Below are 23,996 nucleotides of genomic sequence, written 5' to 3' on the forward strand. Positions count from 1 at the left end.
CCGACCCCTCGGGTCCTGCTGCATCCGTGATCCCAAATCACGAGTTGCGGTCACCGTCCCACACGGTGGTGCTGGCAGCAGGCACTGCAGACTTCGTTCACTCTAGCGGAACCAGACGTTCAGCGGAAGGTAATTCACGCGAGTGGATCAACCTTTATTCCAGTACATGCGCTCCGGGGCCGGCGGCGCCGATATTCTGACCGCGTGACGACCACCTCAGCGACCCGATTCCATCTCAGCCGCATGCTGCCCAGGGATCCGGCGCAACCCCATCGCACCGCAAGCACGCTCGAGCTGTTCTTCGATCTCGTCTTCGTCGTCGCGGTGAGCATCGCCTCGGCCCAACTGCACCATGCGCTGAGCCACGGCGACTTCGTCCACGGCATCACCTCCTATGCGCTGGTGTTCTTCGCGGTGTGGTGGGCGTGGATGAACTTCACGTGGTTCGCCACATCATTCGACACCGACGACTGGCTCTACCGCGTCACGACGATCGTGCAGATGGGCGGAGTCCTCGTGCTGGCGGCCGGGATCCCTGCGGCGTTCGAGCGCGGTGACTTCACGCTGCCGGTGATCGGCTACATCGTGATGCGTCTCGCGATGATCGGGCAATGGCTGCGCGCGTCACGTGGTGCGGGAGAGCTGAAGGCCGCGACCCGTCGGTACGCGTTCGGCATCGCCGGTGTGCAGGCGCTGTGGGTGCTGTTCCTCTTCATCCCGTCGGGGCCCTTCCAGATCGTGGCCTTCGTCGTCTTCGCGCTCGTCGAGATCAGCGTGCCGGTGTTCGCCGAGCACCGCAGGCAGACGCCCTGGCATCCGCATCACATCACGGAGCGCTACGGCCTCTTCACGCTCATCGTGCTCGGCGAGAGCCTCCTCGCCTCCGCCAACGCGATCATCGATGCGAGGAACGAGCTCGACTCCTTCGTGCCGCTCATCTCGATCTCCGTGCTGACCCTGGTGGTGACCGCCTCGCTGTGGTGGATCTACTTCTGGCCGCCGCATCACAAGGCGATCACGACGTTCGGGCGGTCGCTCCGTTACGGGTACTCGCACTATTTCGTCTTCGCCGCGGCCGCCGCGTTCTCGGCCGGAATCGAGGTCGAGCTCGACGTCCTGACCGGCGAGAGTCATCTCCCTCACGCCGTCGGTTCTCTCACGGTGGCCATCCCCATCGCGCTGTTCCTGCTCGGCATCTGGTGGATCGCGATCCGCGAGCACGCCGACAGCGTCGTGAACACGGTCATCCCGCTCGGTGCGGCGGTGGTGCTGCTCGACCCGATCCTGCCGATCCCGGTGGCGATCACGGCCGCCGTCCTCGTCGTGATCGTCGTCGTGCTCGTCCTGCACCCGCCCGTCCGCAGGGAGTCATAGTCTTCGCATAGACGAGACATAGCTCGCTGATCGGGCCCTCCGTGACCATGGGTACATCGACACCCATCCACACCGAGAGGAGCACGATCATGAGCCGCATCCCCGAACCCGTCCAGACCCCTGAGGGCCCGACCTACGAGGGGCGACTGCTCGACCGCGCCGACGAGGAGGTCGTCGATCAGGGCGCCGCCTTCGACATCCGCACGCTGGTGAGCCGCCGCGGCGTGCTCGGACTCGCCGGGCTCGGGGTGGGTGCGCTGGTCCTCGCCGCATGCGCGCCGTCGCAGAGCACCACGTCGAGCACGAGCGACTCGACGGCGACGACCGACACGGGTGGCTCGTCCGGATCGACGGCCACGACAGCGACGGGCGAGATCCCGGATGAGACCGCAGGGCCATACCCCGGCGACGGCTCGAACGGGCCGGATGTCCTCGAGGAGTCCGGCATCGTGCGTCAGGACATCACGACCACGATCGACGGGTCGGCGACCGCAGACGGCATCCCCCTGACCTTCGAGCTGCAGGTCGTGGATCTCGCGAACGGCAGCGTCCCGTTCGAGGGAGTCGCGGTCTACGCGTGGCACTGCACGGCCGAGGGCGAGTACTCGATGTACTCCTCGGGCCTCGAGGACGTCACCTACCTCCGCGGAGTGCAGGTCGCGGATGCCGACGGCAAGGTCTCGTTCACGTCGATCTTCCCCGGATGCTACTCGGGCCGCTGGCCGCACATCCACTTCGAGGTCTATCCGGACGTCGACTCGATCACCGACTCGACCAACGCCATCGCCACCTCCCAGCTGGCGCTGCCGGAAGACGTCTGCGCCACCGTCTACGCCGACTCGCGGTACCCGGGGTCCTCGCAGAACCTCGCGCAGACGAGCCTCTCCTCCGACAACGTCTTCGGCGACGACTCCGGGGCCCTTCAACTGGCCACGGTCACCGGTGACGCCGGCAGCGGGTACTCCGCGTCGCTCGTGGTGGGCGTCGACACGACCACGACGCCGAGCGCGGGCTCCGCCCCGTCGGGCGGCGAGGGCGGCCCAGGCGGCGGTGGTGAGCCGCCGTCCGACTGATCACGAACCACGCACCTCATACGAGAAAGAAGGAAGACATGCTTCAGAACCTCACAGGGTGGCACGCCCTGATCATCCTCGCGATCGTCGTCCTCATCTTCGGCGCCGCGAAGCTCCCCGCCCTCGCCAAGAGCGTCGGCCAGTCCATGCGCATCCTCAAGTCGGAGGTCGCAGAGACCCCGAGCGAGGCGCGGATCGCGCCGACACCGAGTGTCGGCAGTCCTGCGGATGCTCGCGATTCCGCCGACATCGTCAGGCCTGCCCTGCGGGCCGCGGAGTAGAACGTGTCCGCGCTCGTCGCTGACGCCGTCGAGGCGAGCACGTCGTCCGCTCCGACCGGGATGCCGCTGTCGTCGCACCTGCGGGAGGCGCGCACGCGCTCGTACCGCGCGGCGGCAGCGCTCCTGGTCGGGGTGGCCGCCGGATATGTCCTGTCGGACCAGATCCTCGAGGTGGTGCGGGCACCCATCACTGCGCTCGCCGAGTCGCGCGATGCGAGCCTGAACTACGACAACATCACCGGGGCGTTCGACCTCAAGCTCAAGATCGCACTCTTCGCGGGTGTGGCTCTGTCGAGTCCCGTGTGGATGTACGAGCTCTTCGCGTTCCTCGCCCCGGGCCTCACCACGAAGGAGAAGAGGTACACGTTCGGGTTCCTCGGAGCATCCGTCCCCCTGTTCGCCGGCGGGTGCCTGACGGGTCTCCTCCTGTTCCCTCACATGGTCGAACTGCTGGCGAGCTTCGCCTCGGCCGAAGACAGCACCCTGCTGCAGGCGTCGTACTACGTCGACTTCATCCTCAAGATCGTGCTCGCCACGGGCATCGCCTTCTTGCTTCCGGTGTTCCTCGTGATGCTCAATCTGCTGGGCGTCGTGTCGTCCGGGGCGATCGCGAGGAGCTGGCGCATCGTCATCGTCGCCATCGTCCTGTTCAGCGCGGTCGTGACCCCGGCGGCCGACGTGCTGTCGATGTTCCTGATCGCCGTTCCCATGACCGTGCTGTTCCTGGTGGCGTTGCTCATCGCCTGGCTCCATGACCGCAGAGCGCGCCGCAGCGCTGCTGCGATGACCGCCCGCGCGACGGAGGGATGACGATGTTCGGACTCACGATCGAGAAGCTGTTCCTCGTCGCGCTGATCGCGGCGGTGATCATCGGTCCTCGACGGCTGCCCGAGTACGCGCGCCGTCTCGGGGCGCTCGTCCGCCGTGTCACCCTGCTCTCAGGCGACGCGGCGCGGCGAGCCGAGCAGGAGACCGGTGTGGCGAGCATCCGCCAGGACTGGACGGCGTTGGATCCTCGGCAGTACGACCCTCGGCGGATCATCCGCGACGCGTGGGCGGCGGGGGAGAGCGCGGAGCCGAGGGAGCAGGTGCCGATCGTCACGGAGAACACTGTCACGGAGAACGCTGTGACGGAGGACTCGGCGACGGCGGATGCGGCCGATGACGCACGGCCCGAGCCCGAGGGGGCCTGGATCATGGCGGGGTCGTCGGGCCACCCGCGGCGTGTGTGGGTCCCGGCCGAAAGCTGAAACGAGCACCGGCCAAGCCGACCTGCTAGACTGATGGAGCACCGTGTGTTCTGGCCCTATCTAGGCCGTCCACGGAGCCACTGATCAGGGCCATTACGGACCACGCGCATCGATGCGCGCGGCATCCGCCCTTGATCTCACATCTTGCGGGTCGCGATATCGCGTGCCCGTCACACAGCAATGAGTATGACCATGAGCATGACCACTTTTCCTCCTTCTGACCCGTTGACCTGGAAACAGGCCGACGCAGACGTGCACGTCGCGACCCGATCAGGCGAATTCGCCGGTTTCATCGAGTTCGACGGCACCACCCACCTCGCCCGTGATCAGCGCGGGACCGAGCTCGGCGCCTTCGATTCTCTCGACGACGCGCGCGAGGCACTCGAGGGCGCGTGCGCCCCGAAACGCCGCGCACGCACCTTCTCGTTCGCGCTCCCGCGGGCGCTGAGAAGACGCCCTCGGCGAGCCCGCGCCTGACCGTTTCATTCACAGGACCTGTGAATCGTCAAGGGGTGCCGATGTATTCCCCACGGCGCATGTGCGGGGGGTTAGGTTGAGTTAAGCGTTGGGCGATCTGCCTTGGGCTTATCACAGCTCAAGGGCTCCAATCGACGGGAGAGCAACATCTCCATTTCACAGGTCGAAAAGACCGCGGCCACGCTCGGACCGGTACGCCAGACGTATTCCGGAAACGCAGACATCCCCCCGATGACGCACGCTTACAAGCAGGTGTCGCAGGTCGTCCGGGAGACGGGCCTTCTCCGGCGCGCCGGATGGTTCTACATCTTCGTCGCCGCCGGCCTCGCCGTCGCCCTCGGAGGACTCATCACCGGCTTCATCCTGCTCGGCGACAGCTGGTTCCAGCTGCTGATCGCCGCTGGCCTCGGCCTCGTCCTCACGCAGGTGGCGTTCCTCGCCCATGAGGCGGCGCACCGCCAGATCCTCACCTCGGGCCCGGCGAACTTCCGCCTCGCTCGCATCCTGGCCGCCGGCGTCGTCGGCATCAGCTACTCGTGGTGGGACTCCAAGCACACCAAGCACCACGGAAACCCGAACCAGGTCGGAAAGGACCCCGACATCGAGGTCGACACGATCTCGTTCCTCGAGACGGATGCGGCGCAGTCGCGCGGCATCGTCCGCCTGATCACGCGCAAGCAGGGATGGCTGTTCTTCCCGCTGCTGACGCTCGAGGGGCTCAACCTCCACTATCTCGGCGTCAAGCACCTGGTGACCAGCAAGAAGGCCAAGGGCCGTTGGATCGAGCTGGGGCTGATCGCCCTCCGGTTCGCGATCGTTCTGATCCCGGTCTTCCTGATGCTCCCGCTCGGCATGGCATTCGCCTTCATGGGCGTGCAGCTCGCCGTCTTCGGCGTCTACATGGGGGCGTCGTTCGCCCCGAACCACAAGGGCATGCCGATCATCGACCCGAACGCCCGCCTCGACTTCTTCTCGAAGCAGGTGCGTACCTCGCGCAACATCCGCGGCGGATGGTGGGCCACCTGGCTCATGGGCGGTCTCAACTATCAGGTGGAGCACCACCTGTTCCCGAACATGCCGCGTCCGCACCTCTCGAAGGCCCGCGAGATCGTCCGCGACTACTGCGTCTCGAACGACGTGCCCTACACCGAGACGAGCCTTCTGCGCTCGTACGCGATCGTCATCGAGTACCTCAACCGGGTCGGCCTCGCCGCCGGTGCTGATCCCTTCGACTGCCCCGCAGCCACGCAGTTCGTCCGCGCGTAGACAGTCCGCATCGCTGATTCGAACGGCCCTCATCCCTCGGGATGGGGGCCGTTCGCGTCGTCCGTCGTCGTCTAGATCAGGCCGAGTTCGAGCGCCCGCGTCACGGCGCGCGTGCGGTCGGAGACCTCGAGCTTCTCGAAGACGTGGATCAGGTGGGTCTTCACCGTGGCCTCGCCGATGAACAGCTCGCGGGCGATCTCCGGGTTGCTGCGACCGGCCGCGACGAGGCGGAGCACTTCGCGTTCCCGCGGGCTCAGCTGAGGTCTGCCCGGTCGGTCGCCGCGCATCCGCGTGACGAGCGTGGCGGCGATCGTCGGGGCGAGGACCGTATGGCCGTCAGCGACGGCGCGGATCCCCGCGACGATCTCCTCCTGCGGGGCGGCCTTGAGGAGGTAACCGCTCGCCCCCGCCTCGATCGCACCGAGGATGTCATCGTCGGTCTCGTACGTCGTCAGCACGAGAACGCGCACCTCGGGCAGCTCTGCAGCGATGCGCGACGTCGCCTCGATGCCGGAGGTGCCGGGCATCCGGAGATCCATCAGCACGACATCCGGGCGCAGACGAGCGGCCAGGTCGACCGCCTCGGCGCCGTTCGCCGCCTGCCCGACGACTTCGAGCCCCGGATCGAGGGCGATGAGTCCCACGATGCCGGACCGCACGATCGGATGGTCGTCGGCGACGATGACTCGGATCATGGCGTCGTCTCCTTCTCGGCCTCGGCCGTGGACTCGGCCACGGACTCGGCCACGGTCGCGGCCTCGGCGTGCAGCGGGATGCGCACGGTCAGGTCTGTGCCGGCCTGCGTTCCGTCTGCGACGGTCAACGTGCCGCCGACGAGGGACACCCGCTCCCGCATCCCGGCAAGACCGAATCCGCGGTCATCGTCGATCGAGACTCCTCCGAGTCCGCGGCCGTCATCGCGGATGCCGAGCTCTGCGGAATCGGTGATCGCGAGCGTGACCCGAGTGGATGCGGCGCCGGAGTGCTTGCGCACGTTCGCGAGGCCCTCTTGCGCGCAACGCAGCAGGACGACCTGCACGTCTCGCGCCAGCACAGCATCCGATGCCGACACATCGACGCGCATGCCGGTCTCCCTCGCGAAGCGGGCGCCGAGGCGGCGGAGCGCGTCTCCGAGCGAGCCGGCGGACGGCGCGGGCGAGGTCACGGCCACGAGAGCCCTGGCTTCGACGAGCGCCTCTCGTGCCGCGCTCTCGATCAGCTCGATCGCCGCGGGCGAGCCGTCGAGACGCGCGCGCTCTGCGAGCATGACGATGCTCGCGAGGCTCTGGGCGATCGTGTCATGGACGTCGCGAGCGAGACGAGCGCGCTCCTCGATCGCACCGGCTTCGCGGCTCGCCGTCTCGAGGCCCGCCTGTGCGTCGGTCAGATCCGCCAGGAGATTCTGGCGCTCGACGCCCCACTCGGCGATGCGCGTGATCCAGAGGCCGAGAGCGAGGCTGAACGCGGTCGACAGACCGGACGAGAGGAAACCGGTGCTGAGCGCATCGGCGGTGAAGTCGCCCCAGTAGCCGTAGGCGAGACCGAGCACGACGCCGTTGCCCACCGTGACCAGCACGGCCTGCAGGGTCGATCGTGACGTCATCCAGATGAGCGGCAGCACCAGGGTCTGCAGCAGCAGCATGTTCGGCTCGATCGCCACGCCCACCGCGAGAAGCGAGATCATCGCGACCTGCAGCAGCGCCGAGACAGCGGGCGCAGGATCCTCGACGCCCTCATGAATCCCGACATAGGCGCGGGCGCCGAACGCGTAGACGAGGAAGACCCCGACGGTGATGGCGACGAGCACCCAGCGCGACCCGGGGAAATTCTGCGGGAGGGTGAGGGAGAGGCCGGCCACCGCGAGCAGCAGCGCGGTCGCGGCGATGTCCCACCCCAGGCGCTCTCGGCGGATCACGCGGCTCATGCGCACCACTCTTCCACTGTTCGGCACGGCCCGACGCACAGCCCGACGCACGGCCCGACGTCGCGACGACGTCGAACCGCGCGCCGGGGCGACAGCGATGCCGGTGTCATCCGCTCTGTCGGATCCAGCGGAAGGTCGCGCGGCTGAGGATGAAGCCTGCGATGAGCCAGATCGCCAGCATGATCGCAACGAGACCGAGGTTCCATTCGCTGCCCGGTTCTGCGACTTTGAACGAGTCGGGCAGGATCGCCGCGCGCATCCCCTGAGCGATCCACTTGAGCGGGAACACGGCGGCGACGTTCTGCAGCCACTCGGGCAGGGCTGAGAAGGCGATGTAGACGCCCGAGATGAACTGCAGCAGCAGCACGACCGGGATCACCACGGCCGACGCGGTCTTGCCCGAACGGGGGAGCGCCGACAGGGCGATGCCGAGCAGCGTGCACGAGAGCAGACCGAGCACGAACACCCAGGCGAACAGGCCCCACGACTCTGCATCCGCGGGCAGTTGCACCTTGTAGAGCACGACCGCGACGGTGAGGAGCAGCGCCATCTGCAGGATCGCGGTCACGAACACCTCGCCGATCTTGCCGATGAAATACGTGGCGGGCGAGATCGGGGTGCTTCCGAGGCGCTTCAGCGTGCCGTCGCTCTTCTCGACTGCGATCTCGATCGACAGGCCCTGCACTCCCGAGAGGAAGATGCCGCCCGCGATGAGTCCGGGGAGGTAGTACGTCGCCATGCTCACCTTGTCAGCGCCCTCGCCGACGTCGCCGGTGAAGATGGTCGCGAAGATCAGATACATCACGGTGGGGAACAGGAACGTGAAGAAGACCTGATCTCCCGCACGGAAGTACTGTCGCAGCTCGAAGCCGATGCGACGCACGCCGAGTCGGATCGTGCGGGGGAGGCCGAAGCGCGTCGGTGCGGTCATGGTGCTCATGCCGGCTCCTTCAGGTCGGTGAGGCTGTCGTCTGCCGTGGGGTCCGCGGCGGAGGCGGCGTCGTGCTCTCGGATCAGGCCGAGGTAGATGTCCTCGAGGGTCGGGCGGACGACCTCCAGGGCGTCGGGTTCGCCGATCGTCGTCTGCAGCCCCGAGACGAACGCTCCAGGAGTCGGGGTGCGCTGCTCATGACGCGTGCCCGTCGCATCCCGCCAGCGCACCAGCGGTGTGCGTGCGTCCGGGCCGCCGATCTCGTCGATCGGTCCGATCGCGGTGATCCGCCCCCCTGTGATGACCGCGGCGCGGTCGCCGAGCTGAGCCGCTTCGTCGAGGTAATGGGTGGTCAGCAGGATGGTGGTTCCCTCTGCCTTGAGAGAGCGGATGAGATCCCAGAACTGGCGGCGTGCCTCTGGATCGAAACCCGTTGTCGGTTCGTCGAGGAACAGCATCTCGGGTCGACCGATGATCCCCAGTGCGACGTCGAGGCGGCGCTGCTGGCCGCCGGAGAGCTTCCCTGCGCGGGAGCGCTGCTTCTGCTCGAGGCCCACCGCGGCGATCACCTCGTCGATGTCGCGAGGGCGGGGGTAGTACCCGGCGAACTCGGTGAGCAGCTCACGGACGGTGAAGTTGCCCGCTTCGCCGGTGGATTGCAGCACGATGCCCAGGCGTGCCTTCCAGTCCAGCCCGCCGCGCTGCGGGTCGACGCCGAGCACACGCACCTCGCCGGACGTGCGGTGTCGATATCCCTCGAGGATCTCGATGGTCGTCGACTTTCCTGCGCCGTTCGGGCCGAGCAGCGCGAACGTCTCGCCCCGGCCGATGTCGAAGCTGATGCCGTCGACGGCGGCGAACCCGCCGTAGTCCTTGCGGAGATCCCGCACCTCGATCACGCTGTCTGTCATGTTCCCAGCGTGCCCGCGGAAGAGCGCGAGCGGTAGCCGTGAAGCGACGGACTCGGGCATCCACCGATCGGTGGATGCCGGCTGAGGTCGGAACAGGGGCGTGAGCGGAATGTCCGCCCACGCCCCTGTTCGTCAGGAGATCGAGGTCAGCGTGAGGCCTTCTCATCGGTCTCGACGACCTCGATGGTGATCTTGCCGTCGATGGTCTCGGCGTCGTCATCGAGGAGCTCATCGTCGAGGGCCTCGTCCCCGCGGAACTCCTCGACGGGCTCGACAATGTCGTCCTGGTCGTCTTCGAGGATCTCGGCATCGAGGGTGTCGACGTCGAGTACGTCGTCGTCAGCGTCGGCCGCCGGGGCGACGGCGTCCTCCTTCTGCTGGTCGCTGAAGATCCCCTCCGGGCGGATCAGCTCGCGCACCTCGGCCATGAAGCTGGCGAGCTGCTGCTGCTGCCAGCGCAGCTGGCGCGCCTGGTCTTCGGCATCCCGCAGCACTGCGGAGGTGTGACTCGTCACAGAGTCGACGATCTTCTGCGACTTCACGCGCGCACGGTCGAGCGTGTCGCGGGCGCGCACCTGGGCATCCGCTTCGATGGTCTGCGCCTGCGAGCGCATCAGCCGCTCGTAGTCGTCGGCCTTCGCGGAGATGCGCTGTGCATGATCGAGCGACGCGGCGACCTGCTCGTTGGCATCGTTCGTGATGCGCTCGGCGTGGGCGACGGCCTGGTTGTGCAGCACGAGGAACTCCTGCTGGGCGTCGTCCTGGCGTCGGGTGAGCGTCTCCTCGAACTCGAGCACGCGCGCGTTCATCTCGCGCACCTCGCGCTCCGCCTCGGCACGCAGCTGGGTCGTCTCGCGAGTGACGAGCGAGCGAAGCGCCGCAGCGCCCTTCTCGGCCTCGGTGCGGATCGCCGTGGCTTCCTGCGTCGCCTGGTGCACCCGCTCGGCGGCGTGCGCGGCCTCGCGCTCGAGAGTCGCCTGGTGCGCGGTGTACTCGGTGTCGATCTTCAGGCGCACCTGGTCGGCATCGTGCTGAGCGTGGGCGATGATGCGGGTGACATCGGCATCGGCCTCGGCACGCTGCGTGGTGACCTCTTCGCGAGCTGCGGCCATCAGGCGGTCCGCCTGCACCGCGGCGTTCTGGATGAGCACGTTCGCCTGCTCTTCGGCGACACGGAGGATGGCCTCGAACTGCTCGCGCGACGGCGCCTCCTGGCCGTCCGCCCGCGGAGTGTCGACGAGCTCGTTGGTCAGGGTGGCGACCTGCTGCTCGGTCTCCGCGGCCTTCGCCTTGGTGGCGAGAAGCTCGGCCTCGAGTTCTTCGCGGGCGATGCGCTCTTCTTCGCGGAGCGCCTCGACGGCGTCTTCGTGGCGCGCCTCGGTGGCGGCGAGGTCTGCCTTCGCCTGCTGCAGCTGATTGCGCAGCGCGCTCAGAGCCGAGTCGACCTCGGCCTTGTCGTAGCCGCGGAACGACGCTGTGAAGCCGGACTGCTCACGGGGCGTCTCTTCAATCAGCTTGTCGAAGAAGTCGGGAGTCCGGTCGTTATTGGGGGATTCACTCATTGGTCGGCCTTTCCGGCGCAGGTCACAGAGGGACTGAGGGCTGTGATGAGAAATGGTGCCGTCGCGAGGCCGGCTGTGGTGGGGCCGGTGCGTCATCAGCAATACCACAGCCTAGTTGCGGCGGCTGTGAGATGCACCCGGTGTTCCGGTACGCGACGTGCGGTCGGTCTAGACCGGCATCCATGTTCCCGTCGCCTCGTCGCGCCGGTGGTGGGTCGGCCGTCCCGGGGAGACATCGATGCCCCTCACGTGCGCGGCCGCGGAGACGCCGGAGCGCAGGTCTGCCCAGAACTCCGAGGTGTTCGGCACGCCCAGGTGCTCGCGGACCCTCTCGACCTCCAGCCGGGTTCCGCGCTCATCGTCGACGAGCCGCACGATCGCGTCGTCGGGCTCGATGAATCGGATGCCGTAGCCCCCGCCCCCGAGCCGGGTGAACTTGCGCGGCTGCTGCAGCACGACACCGTCGACGACCTCGCGTGCTGTGGCTTCCGGCGCATGCAGCACCAGGGTCGTGTCCAGTTCGTCGAGGATCCCGGTGAGGCGGGTCGTCGCGTAGCGCCGCCCTTCTCTTCCTCCAGCCGCGTCGGTCGAGCGGCGCACCCAGCGGGGGAGGAAGATCGCCAGCACGAGGATCGCGGCGATCACCGCGACGTAGATGAGCGCGTTGTCCACGCATACAACCTACGGGAGGCGGATACGCCGACACCCTTGGAGTAATTTAGCTACAGTGCTAGATTCACAACATGAGGATCATTCGCGACGTACGGGCGCAGCTGCGCCGGCGACTTCTGATCAGCTACCGGGTGGACCCTGACGTCGCCGTCTCGCTGCTGCCTGCGGGGTTCCGCCCTCGAATCGTCGACGGCTCTGCGGTCGCCGGCGTGTGCGTGCTGGGTCTGGAATCGATTCGCCCGGGCTGGTCGAGCGGTCGATGGGGTCTCCGCTCCGAGAACGCCGCTCATCGGATCGCCGTCGAGTGGGACGGCCCCGACGGCGTCGAGCAGGGGGTCTTCATCTTCGAACGCCACAGTTCGGCATGGCATCCGGTGCTGTTCGGTGGGCGACTGTTCCCCGGGGTGCATCGGAGGGCGCGATTCCGGATCGAGGAATCCGGCGATCGTTACGCGCTCGCGATGGAGGCGGCCGGGCACAGCCTCGACGCCGATGTCGAAGTGGGCGGCGAATGGTCGAGTGCGCTGTTCGCGTCTGTCGACGAGGCCTCCGACTTCTACCGCTCCGGTCGCATCGGGTGGTCACTGGCGCGCGACCGACGCACCGTCGAACCGGTCGCGCTCGCGTCCGACTCGTGGAAGGTCGAAGGTGCCCGTCTGCACCACCTTCGGTCGTCGTTCTTCGAGGCGCTTCCCGCCGGGGCCACGGTCTTCGACAGCGTCGTCGTGATGCGCGATCTCCCGCTGACCCTCTCCGGCGTCGGCGGCCGGCGGGATGCTGCGGTGCTCACCCCAGCAGGAACATGATGAGGATCAGCACGGGCAGGCAGCCGAGCGTGGTGAGGAACACGGTGTCACGCGAGATGGTCTCGCCGATGTCGTATCGCTGCGAGTAGTTGAAGACGTTCTGGGCGGTCGGAAGCGCCGCGAGGATGACGACGATCAGCACCTCGGCCGAAGAGAGTCCGAAGACGAACTCCGCCACGACCCAGGCGATCAGAGGCATCGCGATGAGCTTGAGCGATGTGGCGACGATGATGTCTCGGCGGTGTCCGGGGGCTCCGAGGACGCGCTGGCCGTGCAGCGAGATGCCGTAGCTGATCAGCAGCACCGGCACGGCAGCATCGGCGATCAGCTGCGCGGGCTCCATGACGATGGGCGGAACAGTGATGCCCAGCACCGAGACGAGGGTTCCGAGGAGCGAGGCGATGATGATCGGGTTGGTCGCCGTGCGCACGAGGGTCTTGCGCAGCGAGACCCGGTCGCTCGTGACGGCATCGAGGATCGTCAGCGAGACCGGCGTGAAGACCAGCAGCTGCATGAGCACGACCGGCGCGGGGTAGGCGGCGCTGCCGAGCCGGTACAGAGACAGTGGGATGCCGATGTTGTTCGAGTTGACCTGCCCGGCCGACAGGGCGCCGATCAGCGTCTCTCCGACGGGGCGCTTCCACCAGAGTCGCGCCACCAGCGTGTAGATCGCGATGATCGCGACGGCCGCTATCGCCGAGACGGGGAGCAGCGAGGAGAAGAGCATCTTCGCATCGGCATGGGCGAGCACGGTGAAGAGCAGGAACGGCGACAGCACGAAGAAGATCAGGCGGCCGAGCACATGCCGGGCGTGCGGGCCGAGCAGATCGATCCGCCCGAGCAGGTACCCGAGGGCGATCGCCACCCCCACGACCGCGAATCCGGTGAACGTCTCGAGCATGGTTCGAGCGTATCCAGCCCGGACTCCCCCCGTCGTCACCGGCGGCTCGGGCAGGGTGTCTCGGCATAGCAGTTCGAGCGTCTCGGCGTCAATGGTTGAGCCCCGATCAGCGTCGGTGCCCGTCTCGCCAATACGCTGGAAATACGACGAGCCGCAGTCTGCTGCTCTCCGTCGGTCGAACCAGACGTGCCCTCGAGTCTCTCGGTCTTGAGCGCCCACTGGGGGGTGGGTGCGCTTGCGGACCTTCTCATCGACTGATCCGGTCCCCCCGTTCGGGCGCGGGGGACCGGAACCAACTCCTCGGAGTCGATCCGCTACTTCAGGCGGAGCATCCTCTGCACGGCCTTGACGCCGGCGTTCGCGCTGCGGGCGCGCATCGCGGACTCGAGCTCCTCGAGCGACTCCCGCGTGTTCACTCGCGGCTCTCCGAGGTAGAGATCGCGGAACACGAGATACCAGAAGTCGCTCAGCATCAGTCGATAGAGATCGTTCAGCGCACGGTCGGTCAGGAATTCGAAGAGCTTGACATGGGCCTCGATCCAGCCCTTGCCGGACTCGACCGACTCGATCGCCTCGCCGATCAGCTCGCACGCGATGGCGAGGTCCGCCTCGGACAGCGCGAGTGCAGCTTCGCGGATGATCTCGCCGCCCTGAGACGCGGCGAACTCGCGGGTGATGCGTGAGCGTTCGTCGGTGATGTCGGTGACCATCGAATAGCGATTCGCGTGGACTTCCATCAGCCCGGCTCGCGCGAGTCGCTGCACTGCCTCTCGCACCGGGGTGCGGGTGACGCCGAGGTCGTCGGCGATCGCCTTGTCGCTCAGTTTCGCGCCCGGAGCATAAGTGCCGTCGGCGATCGACGTCGCCAATCGGCGGAAGAGCTCCTCAGCTCCGAGGTTCCGCTGCGCCCCAGGCACAACCGGCAGGTCAGGTCCCATATCGATATATTACTTCGCATACGTCGGGTGGGATATCGACCGCGAGAGACGACCTGCGTGTCTATCGTGCTGCAGCCGCACTCATGGACTGCATCCATGCGGTCGTCACTCGCGCGTGAAGGAGACCTCGCGGCTGACGCGCCGGTTGTGGAGGATCAGCACGACGAGCGCTGCGACGGGACCGGCCAGAACCACCATGATCGTCCAGTGCCATCCCGCGATGCTCACGAGCGCGGCGCCGAGCACGATGAGTCCGGCGCCCACGGCCCGCAGTGCGATCGAGCGCTCAGGCGTCGTCCGAGGCTTGCCGCCGAACGGAACTCGCGTGGTCGCGTTGGCTCGAAGAGTCATCCCGAGAGCGGTGTGGAAGATCGCGATCCCGACGACAGCGGCAGCGATTCCGAAGACGAACATGTCATCGACGGTATCAAGTGCGCTGTCCGGCGTTCAGATCGCCTCCGCCCAGGAAAAGCGGAAACCCCCGCCATGTAGAAGCTAGGCGAGGGTTCCTAAGGTGACTGTAATGATCACCCTGTGGCTCCGACGGGCGTCGATCCCGTGACCTCACGATTTTCAGTCGTGCGCTCTACCAACTGAGCTACAGAGCCGTGCGACGGGCTAGACCTGTCGCATCTAGACGAAAGGGCCCTTCTCGAAGAGAAAGGCCCGTCGCTTAGAGCGACCCTGACGGGACTTGAACCCGCGACCTCCGCCGTGACAGGGCGGCACGCTAACCAACTGCGCTACAGGGCCATACTTGTTTTCAATTATACCGGAAGGAGTGACCCCAACGGGATTCGAACCCGTGCTACCGCCGTGAAAGGGCGGCGTCCTAGGCCGCTAAACGATGGGGCCGAAGTCTGTCCCGGAGGACTTCCTTGCCGACGCTCAAGCATAAGGGAAGATCTGAGCAAAACGCGAATCGAGGGCGAGCCTGCTGTACCCCGGGCGTGTTCGGGAGGACGATGGACCCGTATCGCTGTGTCCTCTCGCGCTGTCCGCCTCCTGGTGCGGATGTGAAAGAAGTTGTTAGTGTGGCATTTGTGAAACCGGCGGAAGGGGCCGAGTGAACGACAAGGACTCGACGACGAATGCTGCTGCGGCGGCATCCGACGACTGCGGCTGCGCGCCGACGCCCGCGGAGAGCCGTGCGTTCTGGAAGGACCGCTCGGTCACCCGTCGCGGCGCCCTCACTCTCGGCGCGCTCAGCGTCGTCGCCCTCAGCGCCTTCGGCGTCTCCAACGGCGTGACCTCCGCGTACGCGGCGACGTATCCCAGCTGGGACGACGTCCAGAACGCGATGAACAACGAGGCCGCGAAGGCAGGCGAGGTCACGCGCATCGAGGGGCTCATCCAGTCGCTCAAGCAGCGGGTGGCAGACGCGCAGGCGAAGGCCGTCCTCGCCGGCGAGGAGTACAACGCCGCACAGCTGGCGTACTTCGACGCCATCGCCGTCGCAGATGAGCTCCAGTCGAAGGCCGACGAGCAGGCGCTCGTCGCCGACGACGCGACCAAGAAGGCCGCCCAGCTCGCCGCTCAGCTCTATCGCAACGGGGGCGATGACACCGCCCTCGAACTCTTCTTCGCCGGCTCGGCCGACAACGCCGACCAGCTGCTCTCTCGTCTCGGGACGATGGACAAGGTCTACCAGTACAACCAGACGGTGCACGACAACGCGGTCGCCGCACGCAACTCGGCCCAGGCGCTCACCGATCAGGCCGTCGTCGCCCGCACCGAGCGCGACCGTCTGCAGCAGATCGCCGAGCAGAAGATGATCGAGGCCCAGGCGGCAGCCGACGCCGCCCAGGCGGCGCTCGACGAGCAGTCGGCCAACCTCGCGACGATGCAGGCGCAGCTCGCCGCCCTGAAGGACGCCACGGCGACGACCGTGGCCGGCTACCAGGAGGGCGTGCGCGTCGCGGAGGAAGAACGCAAGCGTCGCGAAGCGGCCGAGGCCGCTGCTGCCGCCGCAGGCAATGGCGGCGGTGGCGGTGGCGGCGGAGGAGTCGGCGGGTCACCCGGATCGGGAGGCTGGGTCCGACCGCACGGCGGCCACCGCAGCGCGGGGTTCGGCCCTCGTCCCAAGCCCTGCGCGGCATGCTCCGGCTACCACTACGGCGTCGACCTCGCGAACGGCTGCGGAGCGGCGATCTACGCGGCGCAGTCCGGCACCGTCGACTACGCCGGCCCCCGGGGCAACTACGGCAACTACATCCGCATCCAGCACGGCGGCGGAGTCTCCTCCGGCTATGCGCACATCAGGGACGGTGGATTCGCGGTCCGCAGCGGCACCTGGGTGAACTCCGGTCAGGTCATCGCCTACGCCGGCAACACCGGAGCATCCGTCGGCTGCCACCTGCACTTCGAGGTCTACATCAACGGCGCGTACACCAACCCCATCACCTTCCTCGCGGATCGCGGCGTCTCGGTCTGAGTTCCGCGTCCACGACGAGGAAGACCCCCGACCGCTGTGCGGATCCGGGGGTCTTCCTCGTTGCAGCGAGGGGTCAGTGACCCTGCTCGCCGAAGCGGACGATCGCCTCGTCGAGGATGCGCTGCGCCTCTGCGGCGTCGCCCCACGCGTCGACCTTGACCCACTTGTTGGGCTCGAGGTCCTTATAGTGCTCGAAGAAGTGCTCGATCTCCTTCTTGGTGAACTCGGCGACGTCGCCGATGTCCTGGATGTGTGCCCAGCGGGGGTCCTTCGACAGCACGGCGACGAGCTTGTCGTCTCCGCCGGCCTCGTCGCTCATCTTGAGCACGGCGACGGGGCGCACCTCGACGACGACGCCGGGGTAGATCGCGTGGTCGAGAAGCACGAGCACGTCGAGCGGGTCGCCGTCCTCTCCGAGGGTGTTGTCGAAGTAGCCGTAGTCGGCGGGGTACCCGAAGGTCGTGTAGAGCACGCGGTCGAGGTGCACTCGTCCGGTCTCGTGGTCGACCTCGTACTTCACGCGGCTGCCGCGCGGGATCTCGATGACGGCGTCGTGTGCGCCCATGCGTGTGCTCCTCAGAAATGACGGTTGGATGCCGCGCACTAGCCTACCCGCGGCCGGTGGATGGCCTGGGCGCCTGCCGGGACGCCCGGCTCAGCAGCGTCGTCACGACCCCTGTCAGCAGCAGCACGAGGAGCCCGGCGTAGCCGAGCGACGGCACGAACACCGCGATCGCGAGGGCGATCAGGAACAGGATGATCGCGGCGAGGTCGCCGATCACGCCCGCTCGCAGAACCTCGACGGGCGTCGTCGTGAAGTCGGGATGACGCAGCAGATAGAGCCACCCCGCCAGGGTCGTGATCTGCGTGAGGATCAGCGTGCCGATGTAGACCACCGGCTGCAGAGAGTCGGTCTCCATCTGTCCGATCATCGCGGTCGGCACGGGCAGCCAGACGATCGTCGCCATCCAGGCGATGTTGATCCAGAGCAGCGGGCCCGTGACCCACTCGACGTCGCGGTACTGCCGATGGTGGCCCATCCAGAACGTCGCGATGAGGACGAAGCTCAGCCCGAAGCTCAGCAGCTGACCCGAATGCTCGACGAAGAACTCGGCCGTGCTGAGCGTGCCGGAGGCGGCCTCGGACACGGATTCCATGAGCGGAAGGATCAGCAGAGTCATCGCGATCGCGACGACGGCATCGACGAACGCCTTGAACCGCTCTGTCCTGAACCGCACTGCCCTGAAACGCACTGGGTGATCCGTCACGGCGCCAGGTTAGGACGCAGAGCCCGCAGAGCGCGAGACCTGCGCGGCGATCCATCCTCGTGATCTACCGTTGGTCTGTGCCGTCGCTATCACCCGCCATCGCCGAGATCCGCCTCGCCGTGCGCACCGCGCTCGCCGATCTGCCCGCGGGATCGACCGTCGTCGTCGCTCTCTCCGGGGGAGCGGACTCGCTCGCGCTCGCCGCGGCGACCGCGTTCGAAGCCCCCAAGCTCGGGCTCCGCGCGGGGAGTCTCACGGTCGACCACGGTCTTCAGGACGGATCGGATGCTGTCGCCGCGCGCGCCGCGCGAACGGCGGCGGCGCTGGGGCTCGACGCTCTCATCGTCCGGGTCGAGGTGGGCGAGGACGGCGGTCCGGAGGCCGCGGCCCGCGACGCGCGGTACCGGGTGCTGAAGGACGCTGCCGCGGACGCCGGCGCTTCAGCCGTGCTGCTCGGACACACGCTCGACGACCAGGCCGAGACGGTGCTGCTCGGTCTCGCCCGCGGATCCGGGGCGGCGAGCCTGCAGGGGATGGCGCCGGTGCGCGAAGACGACGACGGGCTGCGCTGGGTGCGGCCGTTGCTCGCGGTGCGGCGCGAGACCACGCGAGCGTGCTGCACGGCATCCGACCTCGAGGTCTGGGACGACCCGCACAACGCAGAGCAGCGATTCGCCCGGGTGCGTGTGCGCGACCGGGTGCTGCCAGTGCTCGAATCGGAACTCGGCCCCGGCATCGCCGAGGCTCTGGCGCGCACGGCCGAACAGCTGCGGGAAGACGCCGAGGCGTTCGACGAGATGATCCACGAGACGATCGAGGACATCGTCGAGCATGCCGAGGCGGGGATCTCGGTCAGCGTCGCCGCTCTCGCCGCCAATCCGGCGGCTCTGCGCAATCGGATCATCCGACTGGTGGTCGACAGCGAGTTCGGGGTGGGCCTGACGCGCCTGCAGACTCTCGAGGTCGCGCGGCTCGCCACGGACTGGGCGGGTCAGGGCCCCATCGACCTGCCGTCGTGCTCGGCGGCCCGGGTGGGCGGACGCATCGTCTTCACCGCGCGCTGAGTCGCAGTATTCCGCGACCCGCAGCGACGAGAGAACCCCTGCGGTCCCGTCCTCGGGGACCGCAGGGGTTCTGGTCAGGCAGGGGCGGCTGCTACCTCTTGCCGCCGAGCAGCCCGCCGAGCAGGTCTCCGATGCCGCCGCCACCCGAGGACTTGCCGCCGCCGAGGATGCCGCCGAGCAGGTCTCCGATGCCGCCGCCACCCGACGAGCTGCCGCCGCCGAGGATCCCGCCGATCACATCGCCGATGCCGCCGCCACCCGACTGCGTCTCCGCAGCGTCGGGCTTCGCGGACTTGTCCTTCGTGGCGTTGGCGATCAGGCCCATCACGATCGGAGCGAGGATCGGGAGGAGCTTGCCGAAGTCGATGCCGGCGGTCTCCTTCGACTCCGTCAGCTTCTCGGTGACCTGCTTCTCGTCGTCGCCGAGGATGTGCGCGACGATCTTGCCACCGTCGGCCTGATCGATGTCGTCGACCTTCGCCGCCCCGGGCTTGCCCTGGTGGCGCTTCAGAGCGTTCTCGATCGCCGCAGAGCCCTCCGCGGTGGACGCGTTCTTGGCGAGGCCGCCGAGCAGCACGGCGCCGCCCTGTTCGACTGCCTCTTTTGCGACGTCGGGGGAGACTCCGAGCTTCGCGGCGATGTCGTCGATCGGGACCTGCGTGAGGATGTCGTCGAGTGCCATGGGTGAATCCTTCCGTCTGCGGGCCCACGCCCGTTCAAGCGCCACAGTAGTGCGGATGCCGGACCTGTACCCGGAATTCTGGTGGACGATCTGCGGATCCTGTGCGGGACCATGCCGGTGCGTCACCTAAAATCAATCCATGCGCGCCGCGGAGATCCAGGACGACCTTGCTCAGATCCTCGTCACAGAGGAGGAGATCATCGCCAAGCTCGATGAGCTCGCAACTCGGGTCGCGGCCGACTACGAGGGCAAGGAGATCATCCTCGTCGGCGTGCTCAAGGGCGCGGTCATGGTCATGGCCGACTTCGCACGTGCTCTCCCCTTCCACGCCCCGATGGACTGGATGGCGGTCTCGAGCTACGGCGCGAGCACCAAGTCGAGCGGCGTGGTGCAGATCCGCAAGGACCTCGACACCGACCTGAACGGCAAGCACGTGCTGATCGTCGAGGACATCATCGACTCGGGCCTCACCCTCAGCTGGCTGCTCGAGAACTTCGAGTCGCGCGGTGCGGAGTCGATCGAGGTGCTCGCACTGCTGCGCAAGCCGGAGGCCGCGAAGGTCGTCATCGACTGCAAGTACGTCGGCTTCGACATCCCCACCGACTTCGTCGTCGGCTACGGCCTCGACTACGACGAGCGTTACCGCAACCTGCGCGATGTCGCGGTGCTCGCTCCCCACGTCTACAGCTGATCGGCTGCTCGGGGCGCACCGCTACGCCGTGGGTGAACGCACAGCGGCCACCTAGGGCCCGCGCGATACGCTGATCCGACCATGGATGTCAAGAAGCTCACTCGGAATCCGCTGATCTACGTCGCTCTGATCGGTCTGCTGCTGTTCGGCGGCTTCCTGCTGATCTCGAACCTCGGCGCGCCGAAGCAGATCACGACCCAGGAGGGTCTGGAGCTGCTCTCCGGCAAGACGGTCACCGAGGTCGTGAACACCGACGGAGACCAGCGCGTCGACATGACCCTGTCGAAGGCGTTCGAGGGCTCGGAGAACGTTCAGTTCTACTACGTCGAGGCGCGCGCCGAAGAGGTCGTCTCGGCGATCAACGCCGCCGAACCGAAGGACGGCTTCAACGACGCCGTGCCGCGCGCGACGTGGTTCGACGGCATCCTCTCCCTTCTTCTTCCCCTCGTGCTGCTCGGCCTGCTGTTCTGGTGGCTGCTCTCGTCGATGCAGGGCGGCGGCAGCAAGGTCATGCAGTTCGGCAAGTCCAAGGCGAAGCTCGTCAACAAGGAGACCCCGACGGTCACCTTCGCCGATGTCGCGGGTGCAGACGAGGCGATCGAGGAGCTCCACGAGATCAAGGAGTTCCTGCAGGACCCGGCCAAGTTCCAGGCCATCGGCGCCCGCATCCCGAAGGGCGTGCTGCTATACGGCCCTCCAGGAACCGGAAAGACGCTGCTCGCCCGCGCCGTCGCCGGAGAGGCCGGAGCCCCGTTCTACTCGATCTCGGGTTCTGACTTCGTCGAGATGTTCGTCGGTGTCGGCGCCTCCCGCGTCCGTGACCTGTTCAACCAGGCCAAGGAGAACGCGCCGGCGATCATCTTCATCGATGAGATCGACGCCGTCGGTCGCCACCGCGGCGCCGGCATGGGCGGCGGAAATGACGAGCGCGAGCAGACGCTCAACCAGATGCTCGTCGAGATGGACGGCTTCGACCCGAACGCGAACGTCATCGTGATCGCGGCGACCAACCGCCCCGACATCCTCGACCCGGCTCTCCTGCGCCCCGGCCGCTTCGACCGCCAGATCGGCGTCGACGCCCCCGACCTGCGCGGGCGCCAGAAGATCCTCGAGGTGCACAGCAAGGGCAAGCCGCTGTCGAAGAGCGTCGACCTCGAAGTCGTCGCCCGCAAGACCCCCGGCTTCACCGGAGCGGATCTCGCGAACGTCCTCAACGAGGCCGCACTGCTGACCGCTCGCTCGAACGCGCAGCTGGTCGACAACCGTGCCCTCGATGAGGCCATCGACCGCGTGATCGCCGGCCCCCAGCGTCGCACCCGCGTGATGAAGGACAAGGAGAAGCTCATCACCGCGTACCACGAGGGCGGTCACGCTCTCGCTGCCGCGGCGATGAACTACACCGACCCCGTCACGAAGATCACGATCCTGCCCCGGGGCAAGGCTCTCGGCTACACGATGGTGCTGCCGCTCGACGACAAGTACTCCATCACCCGCAACGAGCTGCAGGACCAGCTGACCTACGCCATGGGCGGTCGCGTCGCTGAGGAGATCGTGTTCCACGACCCGACCACCGGCGCCTCGAACGACATCGAGAAGGCGACGTCGATCGCTCGCAAGATGGTGCTCGAGTACGGCATGACCACCCAGGTCGGACCGGTCAAGCTCGGCAGCGAGGGCGGCGAGCCCTTCGCCGGTCGCGACATGGGCAGGGGACGCGAGTACTCGGAGAGGGTTGCCGAGCGGGTGGACGCAGAGGTGCGCGCGCTCATCGAGCAGGCTCACAACGAGGCCTACGAGGTCATCAGCGCCAACCGCGACATCCTCGATCGCCTCGCCCTGTCGCTGCTCGAGGAGGAGACCCTCGATCACAACCAGATCGCGGAGATCTTCACCGAGGTGAAGAAGCTCCCCGAGCGTCCGCTGTGGCTCTCGAGCGAGGACCGCCCCGTTTCGGAGCGGCCTCCGATCGAGGTCCCGAAGAAGGACGTCTCGCTGGTGGCTTCGGTCGAAGCGCCCACTTCGGCTCCCCGCACGCAGCCCGGATCGGCGGGAGCCGGCCAGGCTCGACCCGCGACGGCCTGACCCGTGTCTGTCGACCGCGCGCGTGTCGAACGGCTCACCAGGGAACTGCTCGAGGCGATCGGCGAAGACCCTGATCGTCCGGGCCTGAAGCAGACACCGACCCGCTTGGGCGATCTCTATGCGGAGTTCTTCGCGGGCGTGGGAGAGGACCCGGCGGCTCCGCTCGCGCACACGATCAGCGTCGCTCGGGGTCCTGCTCCCGACACCCTCCCGTCGGGTGCCGTGCTGCTGAGAGACATCCGCTTCCGGTCGGTGTGCGAGCACCACCTGCTGCCGTTCGCCGGGCGTGCGCACATCGCGTATCTGCCGGGGGAGCAGGTCGTCGGACTCGGAGCGCTCGTGCGCGTGGTCGAGATCCTCGCCGGTCGCCCTCAGGTGCAGGAGCGCCTGGGCGAGCAGATCGCCGACACGATCGCCGAGCATCTCGACACCCGTGGCGTGCTCGTGGTGCTCGACGCGAGCCACGGCTGCGTGACCATGCGCGGTGGACGACAGCCGGAGGCCTCGACGCTCACGATCGCCGCCCGGGGCGAATACACCGAGCCGATCGCACGGGCCGAGCTCATCGCGCTGATCGGGGCGTCGGGCTTGGGAATGGCGCACGGATGACAGGCATCTGGGGCATCGTCAACGTCACGCCCGACTCGTTCAGCGACGGCGGCCGCTATCTCGACGTCGATCGGGCAGTCGAGCACGGCCTGCGGCTGCGGGCCGACGGAGCCACCGTGCTCGACATCGGCGGCGAGTCGACCAGGCCCGGCGCCGAGCGGGTGGGAGACGAGGTCGAGCAGGAGCGCGTGCTCCCGGTCATCGAGCGCCTCGTCGCTGCCGGAGCGCCCGTGAGCGTCGACACCATCAACGCCTCCACCGCCGCGGCAGCCGTGCGTGCGGGGGCACGGATCGTCAACGATGTCTCCGGTGGACTGGCCGACCCCGAGATGCTCGCGGCGGTCGCCGAATCCGGCGCCGACTATGCGATCGGCCACTGGCGCGACAGCCCTGAAGACATGTATGCGAACGCCATCTACCGTCGGACTGCTCGCGAGGTGGCGGGGGAGCTCCAGGAGCGGATGGGCGAGGCCGCGGCATCGGGGATCGCGCCGTCGCGGCTGATCCTCGATCCGGGCATCGGGTTCTCGAAGCGAGGCGGACAGAACTGGGGCGTCCTGCGCGGACTCGACGAGATCGTCGCGCTCGGCCCGCGCGTGCTCATCGGCACGTCACGCAAGCGATTCCTCGCGGAGACCATCGGAGTGAACCCCGAGGAGGTCTCGGAAGCGCGGCGCGATCTCGCGACCGCCGTCACCAGCGCGCTGGCCGCGCGGGCGGGGGTGTGGGCCGTGCGGGTGCACGATGTCGGTGCCACCCGTGATGCTCTCGCCATCGTGCACGCCTGGGAGGGGAAGTAG

General features: G+C 67.6%; 26 protein-coding genes and 3 tRNA genes. 14 read left to right on the forward strand and 15 right to left on the reverse strand.

Annotated features, from left to right (window positions below; translation table 11 throughout):
* The first annotated feature begins 243 nt into the window (after positions 1-243).
* The 7 genes from OPU70_RS10285 to OPU70_RS10315 all read left to right on the forward strand — a co-directional run bounded on the left by OPU70_RS10285 (position 244) and on the right by OPU70_RS10315 (position 5,721).
* Complete coding sequence (locus tag OPU70_RS10285) at positions 244-1,374, forward strand: low temperature requirement protein A (RefSeq protein ID WP_079113896.1); 1,131 nt, start codon at positions 244-246, stop codon at positions 1,372-1,374.
* 89 nt (positions 1,375-1,463) lie between these two features.
* Entirely contained in the window at positions 1,464-2,447 is a 984-nt protein-coding gene (locus tag OPU70_RS10290; RefSeq protein WP_498557691.1) for an intradiol ring-cleavage dioxygenase, read from the forward strand.
* 38 nt (positions 2,448-2,485) lie between these two features.
* Entirely contained in the window at positions 2,486-2,728 is a 243-nt protein-coding gene (locus OPU70_RS10295; RefSeq protein ID WP_042536944.1) for a twin-arginine translocase TatA/TatE family subunit, read from the forward strand.
* 3 nt (positions 2,729-2,731) lie between these two features.
* Positions 2,732-3,538 (forward strand): twin-arginine translocase subunit TatC, encoded by an 807-nt coding sequence (gene tatC, locus OPU70_RS10300; RefSeq protein ID WP_498557692.1) that lies wholly within the window; start codon positions 2,732-2,734, stop codon positions 3,536-3,538.
* On the forward strand, positions 3,535-3,978 hold the full coding sequence (locus tag OPU70_RS10305) for a Sec-independent protein translocase subunit TatA/TatB (protein ID WP_153302128.1): 444 nt from the start codon (positions 3,535-3,537) through the stop codon (positions 3,976-3,978). Before tatC ends, OPU70_RS10305 begins: the two co-directional genes overlap by 4 nt.
* A gap of 192 nt (positions 3,979-4,170) precedes the next feature.
* Positions 4,171-4,455 (forward strand): hypothetical protein, encoded by a 285-nt coding sequence (locus OPU70_RS10310; protein ID WP_311879854.1) that lies wholly within the window; start codon positions 4,171-4,173, stop codon positions 4,453-4,455.
* A 147-nt stretch (positions 4,456-4,602) separates the two neighbouring features.
* A complete protein-coding gene (locus OPU70_RS10315) occupies positions 4,603-5,721 on the forward strand; it encodes a fatty acid desaturase family protein (RefSeq protein ID WP_042537176.1) in 1,119 nt (372 codons plus the stop codon).
* A gap of 71 nt (positions 5,722-5,792) precedes the next feature.
* On the opposite strand, the gene OPU70_RS10320 is transcribed toward OPU70_RS10315, so the two are convergent.
* From OPU70_RS10320 to OPU70_RS10345, 6 genes are all read right to left on the reverse strand, one after another.
* Positions 5,793-6,416: a response regulator gene (locus OPU70_RS10320; protein WP_309693734.1), complete on the reverse strand. Its 624-nt coding sequence runs from the start codon at positions 6,414-6,416 to the stop codon at positions 5,793-5,795.
* Complete coding sequence (locus OPU70_RS10325) at positions 6,413-7,645, reverse strand: sensor histidine kinase (protein WP_498557693.1); 1,233 nt, start codon at positions 7,643-7,645, stop codon at positions 6,413-6,415. Before OPU70_RS10325 ends, OPU70_RS10320 begins: the two co-directional genes overlap by 4 nt.
* A gap of 106 nt (positions 7,646-7,751) precedes the next feature.
* Positions 7,752-8,585: an ABC transporter permease gene (locus OPU70_RS10330; RefSeq protein WP_498557694.1), complete on the reverse strand. Its 834-nt coding sequence runs from the start codon at positions 8,583-8,585 to the stop codon at positions 7,752-7,754.
* The gene (locus OPU70_RS10335; protein ID WP_498557695.1) at positions 8,582-9,487 is read right to left on the reverse strand and encodes an ABC transporter ATP-binding protein; all 906 of its coding nucleotides are present in this window, start codon (positions 9,485-9,487) and stop codon (positions 8,582-8,584) included. Before OPU70_RS10335 ends, OPU70_RS10330 begins: the two co-directional genes overlap by 4 nt.
* 146 nt (positions 9,488-9,633) lie before the next feature.
* Positions 9,634-11,049, reverse strand: coding sequence for a coiled-coil domain-containing protein (locus tag OPU70_RS10340; RefSeq protein ID WP_309693748.1), 1,416 nt, complete (start codon positions 11,047-11,049; stop codon positions 9,634-9,636).
* 168 nt (positions 11,050-11,217) lie between these two features.
* Positions 11,218-11,721: a hypothetical protein gene (locus OPU70_RS10345; protein WP_042536958.1), complete on the reverse strand. Its 504-nt coding sequence runs from the start codon at positions 11,719-11,721 to the stop codon at positions 11,218-11,220.
* A 71-nt stretch (positions 11,722-11,792) separates the two neighbouring features.
* Here OPU70_RS10345 and OPU70_RS10350 point away from each other — a divergent pair, with 71 nt between their 5' ends.
* Positions 11,793-12,527 carry a DUF2071 domain-containing protein gene (locus OPU70_RS10350; protein WP_498557696.1) on the forward strand — a complete coding sequence of 245 codons (735 nt, stop codon included), beginning with the start codon at positions 11,793-11,795 and terminating at the stop codon, positions 12,525-12,527.
* Here the strand turns inward: OPU70_RS10350 and OPU70_RS10355 are convergent.
* The 6 genes from OPU70_RS10355 to OPU70_RS10380 all read right to left on the reverse strand — a co-directional run bounded on the left by OPU70_RS10355 (position 12,508) and on the right by OPU70_RS10380 (position 15,221).
* Entirely contained in the window at positions 12,508-13,428 is a 921-nt protein-coding gene (locus tag OPU70_RS10355; RefSeq protein ID WP_498557697.1) for an AEC family transporter, read from the reverse strand. The genes OPU70_RS10350 and OPU70_RS10355 overlap by 20 nt on opposite strands.
* 314 nt (positions 13,429-13,742) lie before the next feature.
* Positions 13,743-14,366 (reverse strand): GntR family transcriptional regulator, encoded by a 624-nt coding sequence (locus OPU70_RS10360; RefSeq protein WP_498557698.1) that lies wholly within the window; start codon positions 14,364-14,366, stop codon positions 13,743-13,745.
* Positions 14,367-14,471: 105 nt separating this feature from the next.
* Positions 14,472-14,780 carry a hypothetical protein gene (locus OPU70_RS10365; RefSeq protein WP_309693758.1) on the reverse strand — a complete coding sequence of 103 codons (309 nt, stop codon included), beginning with the start codon at positions 14,778-14,780 and terminating at the stop codon, positions 14,472-14,474.
* A gap of 121 nt (positions 14,781-14,901) precedes the next feature.
* Positions 14,902-14,974: transfer RNA gene (locus OPU70_RS10370), tRNA-Phe, on the reverse strand.
* A gap of 71 nt (positions 14,975-15,045) precedes the next feature.
* Positions 15,046-15,119: transfer RNA gene (locus tag OPU70_RS10375), tRNA-Asp, on the reverse strand.
* Positions 15,120-15,148: 29 nt separating this feature from the next.
* Positions 15,149-15,221, reverse strand: a tRNA-Glu gene (locus tag OPU70_RS10380).
* A gap of 211 nt (positions 15,222-15,432) precedes the next feature.
* On the opposite strand from OPU70_RS10380, the gene OPU70_RS10385 reads away from it, so the two are divergent.
* Entirely contained in the window at positions 15,433-16,800 is a 1,368-nt protein-coding gene (locus OPU70_RS10385; protein WP_498557699.1) for a M23 family metallopeptidase, read from the forward strand.
* Positions 16,801-16,873: 73 nt separating this feature from the next.
* Here OPU70_RS10385 and OPU70_RS10390 read toward each other — a convergent pair whose 3' ends face one another.
* Together OPU70_RS10390 and OPU70_RS10395 are read right to left on the reverse strand one after the other, a co-directional pair.
* A complete protein-coding gene (locus tag OPU70_RS10390) occupies positions 16,874-17,365 on the reverse strand; it encodes an inorganic diphosphatase (protein ID WP_042536967.1) in 492 nt (163 codons plus the stop codon).
* Positions 17,366-17,408: 43 nt separating this feature from the next.
* A complete protein-coding gene (locus OPU70_RS10395) occupies positions 17,409-18,068 on the reverse strand; it encodes a TMEM175 family protein (protein ID WP_475433691.1) in 660 nt (219 codons plus the stop codon).
* 77 nt (positions 18,069-18,145) lie between these two features.
* On the opposite strand from OPU70_RS10395, the gene tilS reads away from it, so the two are divergent.
* On the forward strand, positions 18,146-19,132 hold the full coding sequence (tilS, locus tag OPU70_RS10400) for a tRNA lysidine(34) synthetase TilS (RefSeq protein WP_498557700.1): 987 nt from the start codon (positions 18,146-18,148) through the stop codon (positions 19,130-19,132).
* Positions 19,133-19,223: 91 nt separating this feature from the next.
* Here the strand turns inward: tilS and OPU70_RS10405 are convergent, their stop codons facing one another.
* Positions 19,224-19,814 carry a DUF937 domain-containing protein gene (locus OPU70_RS10405; protein ID WP_498557701.1) on the reverse strand — a complete coding sequence of 197 codons (591 nt, stop codon included), beginning with the start codon at positions 19,812-19,814 and terminating at the stop codon, positions 19,224-19,226.
* A 139-nt stretch (positions 19,815-19,953) separates the two neighbouring features.
* Between OPU70_RS10405 and hpt the strand changes: the two genes are divergently transcribed.
* The 4 genes from hpt (at position 19,954) to folP (ending at position 23,996) form a co-directional block, all read left to right on the forward strand.
* Positions 19,954-20,505 carry a hypoxanthine phosphoribosyltransferase gene (hpt, locus tag OPU70_RS10410; protein WP_042536974.1) on the forward strand — a complete coding sequence of 184 codons (552 nt, stop codon included), beginning with the start codon at positions 19,954-19,956 and terminating at the stop codon, positions 20,503-20,505.
* Positions 20,506-20,586: 81 nt separating this feature from the next.
* A complete protein-coding gene (ftsH, locus tag OPU70_RS10415) occupies positions 20,587-22,587 on the forward strand; it encodes an ATP-dependent zinc metalloprotease FtsH (RefSeq protein ID WP_042536976.1) in 2,001 nt (666 codons plus the stop codon).
* A 3-nt stretch (positions 22,588-22,590) separates the two neighbouring features.
* Entirely contained in the window at positions 22,591-23,196 is a 606-nt protein-coding gene (folE, locus tag OPU70_RS10420) for a GTP cyclohydrolase I (protein WP_042536978.1), read from the forward strand.
* Positions 23,193-23,996, forward strand: a complete 804-nt coding sequence (folP, locus tag OPU70_RS10425) for a dihydropteroate synthase (RefSeq protein WP_498557702.1) — start codon at positions 23,193-23,195, stop codon at positions 23,994-23,996. The genes folE and folP overlap by 4 nt, the downstream gene beginning before the upstream one ends.

The organism is Microbacterium sp. SWDP-B6 (assembly GCF_059803615.1).